The sequence below is a fragment of the Acidovorax sp. KPB24-07 genome, from assembly GCF_057543315.1.
Window position 1 is genome coordinate 1 of record NZ_BAAJYS010000137.1, and the last position, 9,596, is coordinate 9,596.

9 protein-coding genes are annotated in these 9,596 nt (G+C 66.4%); 3 read left to right on the plus strand and 6 right to left on the minus strand.

All coding sequences use genetic code 11. The features are described from left to right. The 4 genes from AC27IQ_RS14340 to AC27IQ_RS14355 all read right to left on the minus strand — a co-directional run. On the minus strand, window positions 1-224 hold a 224-nt coding region (locus tag AC27IQ_RS14340; RefSeq protein WP_487089870.1), incomplete at its 3' end, for an ATP-binding cassette domain-containing protein. Continuing rightward, on the minus strand, window positions 221-1,318 hold the full coding sequence (locus AC27IQ_RS14345) for an ABC transporter permease (RefSeq protein WP_372588246.1): 1,098 nt from the start codon (window positions 1,316-1,318) through the stop codon (window positions 221-223). The genes AC27IQ_RS14345 and AC27IQ_RS14340, both read right to left, overlap by 4 nt. After that, entirely contained in the window at window positions 1,302-2,339 is a 1,038-nt protein-coding gene (locus tag AC27IQ_RS14350; RefSeq protein ID WP_272563817.1) for a microcin C ABC transporter permease YejB, read from the minus strand. The genes AC27IQ_RS14345 and AC27IQ_RS14350 overlap by 17 nt, the downstream gene beginning before the upstream one ends. Before the next feature lie 61 nt (window positions 2,340-2,400). Continuing rightward, window positions 2,401-4,233, minus strand: a complete 1,833-nt coding sequence (locus AC27IQ_RS14355) for an extracellular solute-binding protein (RefSeq protein ID WP_487089871.1) — start codon at window positions 4,231-4,233, stop codon at window positions 2,401-2,403. Between the two features lie 125 nt (window positions 4,234-4,358). Here AC27IQ_RS14355 and fabI point away from each other — a divergent pair, with 125 nt between their 5' ends. After that, complete coding sequence (fabI, locus tag AC27IQ_RS14360; RefSeq protein WP_487089872.1) at window positions 4,359-5,156, plus strand: enoyl-ACP reductase FabI; 798 nt, start codon at window positions 4,359-4,361, stop codon at window positions 5,154-5,156. Window positions 5,157-5,231: 75 nt separating this feature from the next. Continuing rightward, window positions 5,232-6,107, plus strand: coding sequence for a DNA ligase (locus AC27IQ_RS14365; RefSeq protein ID WP_487089873.1), 876 nt, complete (start codon window positions 5,232-5,234; stop codon window positions 6,105-6,107). Window positions 6,108-6,246: 139 nt separating this feature from the next. Here the strand turns inward: AC27IQ_RS14365 and AC27IQ_RS14370 are convergent, their stop codons facing one another. Then, the gene (locus AC27IQ_RS14370) at window positions 6,247-6,807 is read right to left on the minus strand and encodes a fasciclin domain-containing protein (protein WP_284406391.1); all 561 of its coding nucleotides are present in this window, start codon (window positions 6,805-6,807) and stop codon (window positions 6,247-6,249) included. Between the two features lie 175 nt (window positions 6,808-6,982). After that, a complete protein-coding gene (locus AC27IQ_RS14375; RefSeq protein WP_272563822.1) occupies window positions 6,983-9,364 on the minus strand; it encodes an arginine/lysine/ornithine decarboxylase in 2,382 nt (793 codons plus the stop codon). Between the two features lie 134 nt (window positions 9,365-9,498). On the opposite strand from AC27IQ_RS14375, the gene AC27IQ_RS14380 reads away from it, so the two are divergent. Beyond that, on the plus strand, window positions 9,499-9,596 hold a 98-nt coding region (locus AC27IQ_RS14380), incomplete at its 3' end, for an NfeD family protein (RefSeq protein ID WP_487089874.1).

The window sequence follows — 9,596 nt, forward strand, 5'->3', positions numbered from 1 at the left end:
AGCGTGGTCTTGCCCGAGCCCGATTCGCCCACCAGCGCGAGCTTCTCGCCCGCCGCGATGTCGAAGCCGACCCCGCGCACCACCTCTTTGTCGCCGAAGCGCACGTGCAGATCCTGCACCTGCAGGAGCGGCGCCGACGAGGCGGCAGGCGAAGTACCGGCCGAAGACGATGAAGCAGCAGAGTGTGGAATCGGCGCGGTGCCGCGCATGCGTGCGTCGCTCATGAATGGTCTGCCTTGCGGGGGTCGAGCGCATCGCGCAGCGCGTCGCCCATGAAGGTGAGCAGCAGCAGCGTGACCACCAGCGCCGCGAACGTGAACAGCGAAATCCACCAGGCGTCGATGTTGTTCTTGCCCTGGTTGAGCAACTCGCCCAGCGACGGCGTGCCAGGCGGCACGCCCAGGCCCAGGAAGTCGAGCGAGGCGAGCGCCAGGATGGCCGCGCTCATGCGAAACGGCAGAAAGGTCACCACCGGCGTCATGCTGTTGGGCAGGATGTGGCGCCAGATGATCTGCCCGTTGGGCACGCCCAGCGCGCGGGCGGCCTTCACGTAGTCGAGCTGCCGGTTGCGCAGGAACTCCGCGCGCACGTAGTCCGACAGGCCCATCCAGCCGAACAGCGACAGCAGCACCAGCAGCAGCCCGACGCTGGGCGCGAACACGGCGCTGAAGATGATGAGCAGGTACAGCTCGGGCATCGAACCCCAGATCTCGATGAAGCGCTGGAACGCCAGGTCGGTCTTGCCGCCGAAAAACCCCTGGATCGCACCGGTGATGACGCCCAGCAGCACGCCCACCACCGTGAGCGCGATGCCGAACAGCACGCTCACGCGAAAGCCGTAGATCAGCTGCGCGAGCAGGTCGCGGCCCCGGTCGTCCGTGCCCAGCCAGTTCTGCGATGTGGGGCCGGACGGGTTGGGCGATTTCGCGAAATAGTTCAGCGTGTCCGGGCCGTAGGGGTTCAGCGTATACAGCGCCCAGTTGCTGCCCTGCTGCAGGCGCTCGCGGATGAACGGGTCCAGGTAATCGGTGGGGGTGTCGAAATCGCCGCCGAAGGTCTTTTCGGAATAGTCGTGCAGCATGGGCAGGTAGGTCTGCCCTTCGTAGCGCACGATCAGGGGACGGTCGTTGCTGATCAGCTCGGCCACCAGGCTCAGGGCCACCAGCGCGCTGAACAGGATCAGGCTCCAGTAGCCCAGCCGATTGCGCTTGAAGCGCCTCCACGCACGGCGGCCGGGCGAGAGCGACGGAGCCACGGGCACCGCGCCGCGCGGGGGGCGGCCATCGGCCGGCTCGGGGGGGTTAGTCAAACTTGACACGCGGGTCCACCCATACGTAGCAAAGATCGCTCACCAGCTTGGTCACCAGCCCGATGAGGGTGAAGAGATAGAGCGTGCCCAGCACCACGGGGTAGTCGCGCCGGATCACGCTTTCGTAGCTCAGCAGGCCCAGGCCGTCGAGCGAGAACAGCGTCTCGATCAGCAGCGAGCCGGCGAAGAACGCACCGATGAACGCTGCAGGAAAGCCCGTGATGATGGGAATGAGGGCATTGCGGAACACGTGCTTCCACAGCACCTGCCGCTCCGACAGCCCCTTGGCGCGGGCCGTGAGCACGTATTGCTTGCGGATCTCTTCGAGAAAGGCGTTCTTGGTCAGCATGGCCGTCACCGCGAAGCTGCCCAGCACCATGGCCGTGACCGGCAGCGTGATGTGCCAAAGGTAGTCCACGATGCGCGCGCCCCAGGTCATCTCGTCCCAGTTCGCCGAGGTGAGCCCCCGCAGCGGAAACCACTGCAGCTGCCCGCCGAAGATCACCAGCAGCGCCACGCCCAGCACGAAGCCCGGGATGGCATAGCCCACCAGCACGATGAGCGTGGTGACGAAGTCGAAGCGCGAGCCCGCCCGTACCGCCTTGGCCACGCCGAGCGGCACGGCCACGAGGTAGCTGATGAAGAAGGTCCACAAGCCCAGGCTGATCGACACGGGCAGCTTTTCCTTCACGAGTTGCCACACGTCCTTGTTCTGAAAGAAGCTGCGGCCCAGGTCAAACCGCGCAAACTGCCCGAGCATCTGGAAAAAGCGCTCGTGCGCCGGCTTGTCGAAGCCGTAAAGCGCCTTGATCTGCTCCAGCCGCTTCGGGTCCACGCCCTGCGCACCCCGGTAGGCCAGGCCGCCGCCTTCGGCCCCGCCGCCGCCGCGTCCCATCCCGGCCTTGGACTCGGCCAGGTACTGCTCGACGGGGCCGCCCGGTACGAACTGGATCACCACGAAGGTCAGCAGCAGCACGCCCAGCAGGGTGGGCAGCATGAGCAGCACGCGCTTGAGGATGTAGGCGAACATGGCGGCGGTGGGGTTCGGAAAGTGAGCGGGGTCTGGACGGTGGGCCGGGGGTGCGGGCGGATCAGCGCCGTGCGGGGTCCGGCGCCGTCTGGGGCGGCATGCGCGCCCACCACGTGTCGATGGCCCAGGCCTCGCCCGTGGAATACGGCGGCAGCGTGGCCGGCCGCTCCAGGCGCCAGGCGTTGTAGACCATGCGGTGCGAAGGCGCGGTGTACTGGGGAATCAGGTAGTGCCCGTGCGCGATGACGCGCTCCAGGGCATGGCAGGCGGGCAGCAATTCGTCCAGCGTCTTGGCCGACACGATGCTGCGGATCATCGCGTCCACGGCCTTGCTCTTCACGCCGGGGAAGTTGCCCGAGTCTTCCGTGTCCGCCGCCTGCGAGCCGAACATGTCGGCCAGTTCCTGGCCCGGATTGTTGGTGCCCTGGTACGCGATGGTGGTGATGTCGAAGTCGAACTTGCTCAGGCGCTGCTGGTACAGAGCGAAATCCACCGCCCGGAAGTTCAGCGTGATGCCGAGCTTTTGCAGGTTGCGGATCCACGACGACAGCGACCGCACGCCGCCTTCGCTGCTGTCCAGGTACTCCAGCACCATGGCCTGGCCCTGCGCGTTGCGCAGCGCGCCGTCCCGGACCTCCCAGCCCGCCTCTTTCAAAAGGGCCTGGGCACGGCGCAGGTTGTCGCGCAGCGTGGTGACGCCCTCAGTGCGCGGCGGCGTGGTCATGGGGCCGAAGGCGCTGGCGGGAAGGCTCTGGCGCCAGGGCTCCATCAGCGCCAGCTCCTCGGGCGTGGGTGTGCCGCGGGTCTCGCACAGGGTGTTGCCGAACAGGCCGTTGATGCGCTGGTAGGCGCCGTAGAACAGCTGGCGGCTCATCCACTCGAAGTCGTAGGCCAGCCCCAGCGCTTCGCGCACGCGGGCATCCTGCAGCAGCGGCCGGCGCGTGTTGAGCACGTAGCTCTGGAAGCCCGAAGGCAGCTTGTGCTCGAAGTTGCCCTTGACCAGCTCGCCCGTATCGAACTTGCGCCCCGTGACGCGGCGCGCCCAGTCGCCCGCGCTGAAAAAGCGCATGAGGTCGAACTCGCCCGCCTTGAGCGCCTCTAGCCGCGCGGTGTTGTCGCGGTAGATCTTCACCAGGATGCGATCGAAATTGGCGGTGCCCTTGCGCACGTTGAGGTCGCGCGCCCAGTAGCCGGGATCGCGCACGTAGGTGATGTCCTTGCCGAAGCGCACCGGCCCGATCTTGTAGGGGCCGCTGCCGATCGGGATGTCCATCACCACCTGATCGAAGCGCTTGGCCTTGCCGTTCTCCACGCCCCAGTCGCGGCTGAAGACGGGCAGCCCGCCCACCGTGAGCGGCAGCTCGCGGTTGGGGTGCTTGAAGCGGTAGCGCACCGTGCGGTCGTCGATCACGTCGATGCCCGCCACGTCGAACAGCGCCGTCTTGTAGGCCGGCGAGGTGTAGGGGCCCATCAGCGTGTCGTAGCTGAACTTCACGTCCTGCGCCAGCACCGGCTTGCCGTTGTGAAAGCGCGCTTCGGGCCGCAGTTGGAACACCACCGAGAGGCCATCGGCAGCCACCTCCACGTCCTGCGCCAGCAGGCCGTAGCCGGTGGCGGTCTCGTCCAGCGAGCCGGTGAGCAACGTATCGAACATCAGGTCCGACAGGTAGGCCGGCGAATTGCCCTTGATGGTGAACGGGTTGTATTTGTCGAAGGTGGAGACGCGCAGGTTGCTCACCAGCCGCAGCTCGCCTCCCTTGGGCGCATCGGGGTTGACGTACCCGAAGTGGTCGAAGCCCGCAGGCATCCGGGGCTCGCCCCACAGCGCATAGGCGTGTCCCGCCCACACGGGCATCGCACTCCCCCACAGCAACAAGATCGGCCAAAGACGCATGCGACAATTCTGCACTACGCTGGCGGCGCCCCGACGGGTCGCATGTCACATGCCCCGGTGGGCCATCAGCGGCGCACGCGCCGCCGCCACGCCCCCAATCCCCCGCATTCCACAGGAGAAGAAACATGGGTTTTCTGACCGGCAAGAAGCTGCTTATCACCGGCGTGTTGTCCAACCGCTCGATCGCCTACGGCATCGCCCGCGCCTGCCATGCGCAAGGCGCAGAACTTGCCTTCAGTTACGTCGGCGAGCGCTTCAAGGACCGCATCACCGACTTCGCCGCCGAGTTCGACTCCAAGCTCATCTTCGATTGCGACGTGAGCAGCGACGAGCAGATCGACCGCATGTTCGCCGACCTGTCGCAGGCCTGGCCGAAGTTCGACGGCTTCGTGCACAGCATCGGCTTCGCGCCGCGCGAGGCGATCGCCGGCGATTTCCTCGAAGGGCTGTCGCGCGAATCGTTCCGCATCGCGCACGACATCAGCGCCTACAGCTTTCCCGCCATGGCCAAGGCCGCCCTGCCCTACCTCAACGAAAAATCGTCCGTGGTCACCCTGAGCTACCTGGGCGCGTTGCGCACGGTGCCCAACTACAACACCATGGGCCTGGCCAAGGCCAGCCTGGAGGCCAGCGTGCGCTACCTGGCCGAATCGCTGGGCCCGCGCGGCATGCGCGCCAACGGCATCAGCGCCGGCCCCATCAAGACCCTGGCGGCCAGCGGCATCAAGGACTTCGGCAAGCTGCTGGGCGTGGTCGCCGGCGCCTCGCCCCTGCGCCGCAACGTGACGATCGAAGACGTGGGCAATGCCGCCGCCTTCCTGCTGTCGGACCTGGCCAGCGGCGTGACGGCCGAGATTATGTACGTGGACGGCGGCTTCAGCCAGACGGGCGGCATCAGCCGGGAAAGCGCCGAGCTGTCCTGAGATTCAGGCCGAATCGGCCGCCAGCGCATATTCCCCTAGGGCATTCCGCTATCAAAGTAATAGCAAAATAATCCCATGCTTCGCCGCATCGCCATCACCGTCCTGCTGGTCTGCGGCGCGCTGCCGGCCTGGGCGCAACCCCCAGCAACGGTATCGACCGCCTCGCCGCCGCCCCTGCTGCTGGCCAACGTCTACCGCACCGGACTGCCGCTGGCGGACTACTGGGTGAGCGAAAAGTACGACGGGGTGCGCGGCTACTGGGACGGCCACCAGTTGCGCATGCGCGGTGGCGAGCGGGTGAATGCGCCCGCCTGGTTCACCCAGGGCTGGCCCGCGATGCCGATGGATGGCGAGCTATGGGCCGGCCGGGGCCGCTTCGCCCAGGCACAGTCCACCGTGCGGCAGCAGCGGCCTGACGATGCGGCCTGGCGCCGCCTGCAGTTCATGGTGTTCGACCTGCCCGCGCAGGGCGGCCCGTTCGACGAGCGCCTGCCGGCATTGCAGGCCGCCGTGGCCGGCATCGGCCAGCCCTGGGTGCAGGCCGTGCCCCAGCAGCGCATCGCCACCGACGCCCGGTTGCAGGCCCTGCTGCACCGCACGGTGCGCGACGGGGGCGAAGGGCTGATGCTGCACCGTGGGGCGTCGCTCTACCAGGCCGGCCGCAGCGACGATCTCATCAAGCTCAAGACCCATGAAGACACCGAAGCGCGGGTCGTGGGCTACGTGCCCGGCAAAGGCCGGCACCGGGGCCGCATGGGCGCCTTGCTGGTGGAGATGCCCGGCGGCCAGCGCTTTCGGCTCGGCGCCGGCTTCACCGATGCGGACCGGGCGCATCCACCGCCCCTGGGCAGTTGGGTGACCTACCGCTTTCGCGGCACGCACGAGGGCGGCCTGCCGCGCTTCGCCAGCTTCCTGCGCGTGCGCGAGGACATGCACGCCGCCGCACCCTAGCAGGCCTGGGGCCGGGCTCCCACGGAAAAAGCCGCAAGGCCCCTCCGGGGTGCCCTTGCGGCTTTCCTGGATGCCTTGGGGCAAGGCCCGCATCGGCTGGCGCCATCGGGTGCCAGCGATGCGGACCGCCCGGCGCGGCTTACTTGGGCAGCAGCACCTTGTCCACGACGTGGATCACGCCGTTGGACTGGTACACATCGGCGATGGTCACGTTGGACATGCCGCCTTTTTCATCCGTCAGCGCAATCGAGGAGCCGCTGGCCTTGGCCGTCAGCGTGCCACCGGCGACGGTCTTCAGGCTGGCCGAGCCCTTGCCGTCGGCAATCATCTTGGACAGCGCGGCCGCATCGACCTTGCCCGCCACCACGTGGTAAGTCAGCACCTTGGTCAGCGTGGCCTTGTTCTCGGGTTTCAACAGCGTGTCCACCGTGCCGGCAGGCAGTGCGGCGAAGGCGGCGTTGGTGGGCGCGAACACCGTGAACGGACCGGGGCCCTTCAGCGTGTCCACCAGGCCGGCGGCCTTCACGGCGGCGACCAGCGTGGTGTGGTCCTTGGAGTTCACCGCGTTGTCGATGATGTCCTTGGTCGGGTACATCGGCGCGCCACCGACGGTCACCTGCGCGAAAGCGGGCATCGCAGCGGCAGACAGGGCGAGCGTGAGGCTGGCGGCGGCCAGGCGGGCATTCATGCGAAAGGTCATGGAAATCTCCGTTGTGTCAGTGGGTGGATGCCGCCCGAAAATTCGCGCGGCTGAACACTGATACGGTGCAGGAAGCCGCCTGGATTCAATCCCGTGACATTCCCATACAAAAAGCCCGGAGGCGCTGTCGCGCAGCCGGGCTTTCGGAGTCAAGGCCCACGGCCTTGCGCGGCGATCAGACCTTGCGGCCGAACGGTCCGTCACTGCCCACCTGCACGATGTCTTCGGCGGCAGGCGCGTTCTTGCGGCTCTTGCGAGCGGACGGCGGCTGCGGTGCGGCGGCTACGCAGTCGGCGTAGTAGCGCACGTTGCCGTTGTCGTCCTCGATCTCCACCAGGCCGTGGATGTCGGTCTCGAAGCCCGGGCACAGCTTGGAGAATTCGCGCGAGAACTTGAGGTAGTCCACGATCTTCTTGTTGAAGACCTCGCCCGGAATGAGCAGCGGAATGCCGGGTGGGTACGGCGTGATCAGGCTGGTCGTGATGCGGCCTTCCAGCGCATCGATCTCCACGCGCTCGGTCTTGCGGTGCGCGATGTGCGCATAGGCGTCGCTGGGCTTCATCGACGGCGTCAGGTCCGACAGGTACATCTCGGTGGTCAGGCGCGCGATGTCGTACTTGGCATAGAGCTGGTGCACGTGCTGGCACAGGTCCCGCAGGCCCATGCGCTCGTAGCGCTTGTGCTGCTGGCAGAACTCCGGAAGGATGCGCCACATCGGCTGGTTCTTCTCGTAGTCGTCCTTGAACTGCTGCAGCGCCGTCAGCAACGTGTTCCACCGGCCCTTGGTGATGCCGATGGTGAACATGATGAAGAAGCTGTAGAGCCCAGTCTTCTCCACCACCACGCCGTGCTCGGCCAGGTACTTGGTCACGATGGAGGCGGGAATGCCGTTCTCGTCGAACTTGCCGTCCAGGTTCAGGCCGGGCGTGACGATGGTGGACTTGATCGGGTCCAGCATGTTGAAGCCGTCGGCCAGCTGGCCGAAGCCGTGCCACTTGCTGGCGTGGTTCTTCTTGCCCTTGCCGTCGCTGCGGATGACCCAGTCCTCGGCGCGGCCCAGGCCCTCGTCCACGAGCTTGTCCGGGCCCCACACCTTGAACCACCAGTCGTCCTTGCCGAACTCCTCTTCCACCTTGCGCATCGCGCGGCGGAAGTCCAGGGCTTCAAGCAGGCTTTCCTCCACCAGCGCCGTGCCGCCGGGCGGCTCCATCATCGCGGCGGCCACGTCGCAGCTGGCGATGATGCTGTACTGCGGCGAGGTCGAGGTGTGCATCAGGTACGCCTCGTTGAACAGCGGCCGGTCGAGCTTCACCGTCTGCGAGTCCTGCACCAACACGTGGCTGGCCTGGCTGATGCCGGCCAGCAGCTTGTGGATGGACTGCGTGGCATACACCACCGAGTGCTTGGGCCGCGCGCGCTTCTTGCCCATCGCGTGGTAGCTGCCGTAGAACGGGTGGAACGCCGCGTGCGGCAGCCAGGCCTCGTCGAAATGCAGGTTGTCCACGTAGCCGTCGAGCATGCCCTTGATGGTTTCGGTGTTGTAGAGCACGCCGTCGTAGGTGGATTGCGTGAGCGTGAGAACGCGCGGCTTCACGGCCTTGGCATCCACGCCCTTGAGCAGCGGATTGGCCCGGATCTTGGCCTGGATCGCCTCGGGCTCGAACTCCGACTGGGGGATCGGGCCGATGATGCCGAAGTGGTTGCGCGTGGGCTTCATGAACACCGGAATGGCGCCCGTCATGATGATGCTGTGCAGGATGGACTTGTGGCAGTTGCGGTCCACCACCACCACATCGCCGGGCGCCACCGTGTGGTGCCACACCATCTTGTTGGACGTGCTGGTGCCGTTGGTCACGAAGAAGCAGTGGTCCGCATTGAAGATGCGCGCGGCATTGCGCTCGCTCTCGCCGATGGCGCCGTTGTGGTCCAGCAGCTGGCCCAGTTCCTCGACCGCATTGCACACGTCGGCGCGCAGCATGTTCTCGCCGAAGAACTGGTGGAACATCTGTCCCACGGGGCTCTTGAGGAACGCCACGCCGCCGGAGTGGCCGGGGCAGTGCCAGCTGTACGAGCCGTCTTCGGCATAGTCCAGCAGCGCCTTGAAGAACGGCGGCTGCACGCTCTCCAGGTAGCTCTTGGCTTCGCGGATGATGTGGCGGGCCACGAACTCCGGCGTGTCCTCGAACATGTGGATGAAGCCGTGCAGTTCCCGCAGGATGTCGTTGGGCAGGTGGCGGCTGGTCTTGGTCTCGCCGTGCACGTAGATCGGCACGTCGGAGTTCTTGCGGCGCACCTCGGCGATGAAGGTGCGCAGGCTCAGCACGATGGGGTCCAGGCCCGAGCCGAGGGTGAACTCCTCGTCGTCGATCGACAGGATGAACGCGCTCGCGCGGCTTTGCTGCTGCGCGAACTGCGACAGGTCGCCGTAGCTCGTGACACCCAGCACCTCGAAGCCCTCCGACTCGATGGCCTGCGCCAGCGCGCGGATGCCCAGGCCCGACGTGTTCTCGGAACGATAGTCCTCGTCGATGATGACGATGGGAAAGCGGAATTTCATGCGCAGCCTCCGAGCGAGCGGGCCCAAAAAACGAAACAGGCGCGAAGTGTAAGGAATAACGTTGTCACGCCTTTGACGGTCCGGTCTTTTGACCCAGAATGTGGTGCACTAAACACAACGAGGAGCGCGCAGTGATAGAGCAATCCACCCTCTGGTGGCTGATGGCGGGAGGGGCTGTCGCCGTGGAGCTGTTCACGGGCACGTTCTACCTGCTCATGCTGGCCATCGGCCT

What these genes read in the sequence shown, in the direction of transcription:
- AC27IQ_RS14350 (WP_272563817.1), bottom strand. Translation starts at nt 2,339, where the DNA reads ATGTTCGCCTACATCCTCAAGCGCGTGCTGCTCATGCTGCCCACCCTG.
- AC27IQ_RS14355 (WP_487089871.1), bottom strand. Translation starts at nt 4,233, where the DNA reads ATGCGTCTTTGGCCGATCTTGTTGCTGTGGGGGAGTGCGATGCCCGTG.
- fabI (WP_487089872.1), top strand. Translation starts at nt 4,359, where the DNA reads ATGGGTTTTCTGACCGGCAAGAAGCTGCTTATCACCGGCGTGTTGTCC.
- AC27IQ_RS14365 (WP_487089873.1), top strand. Translation starts at nt 5,232, where the DNA reads ATGCTTCGCCGCATCGCCATCACCGTCCTGCTGGTCTGCGGCGCGCTG.
- AC27IQ_RS14370 (WP_284406391.1), bottom strand. Translation starts at nt 6,807, where the DNA reads ATGACCTTTCGCATGAATGCCCGCCTGGCCGCCGCCAGCCTCACGCTC.
- AC27IQ_RS14375 (WP_272563822.1), bottom strand. Translation starts at nt 9,364, where the DNA reads ATGAAATTCCGCTTTCCCATCGTCATCATCGACGAGGACTATCGTTCC.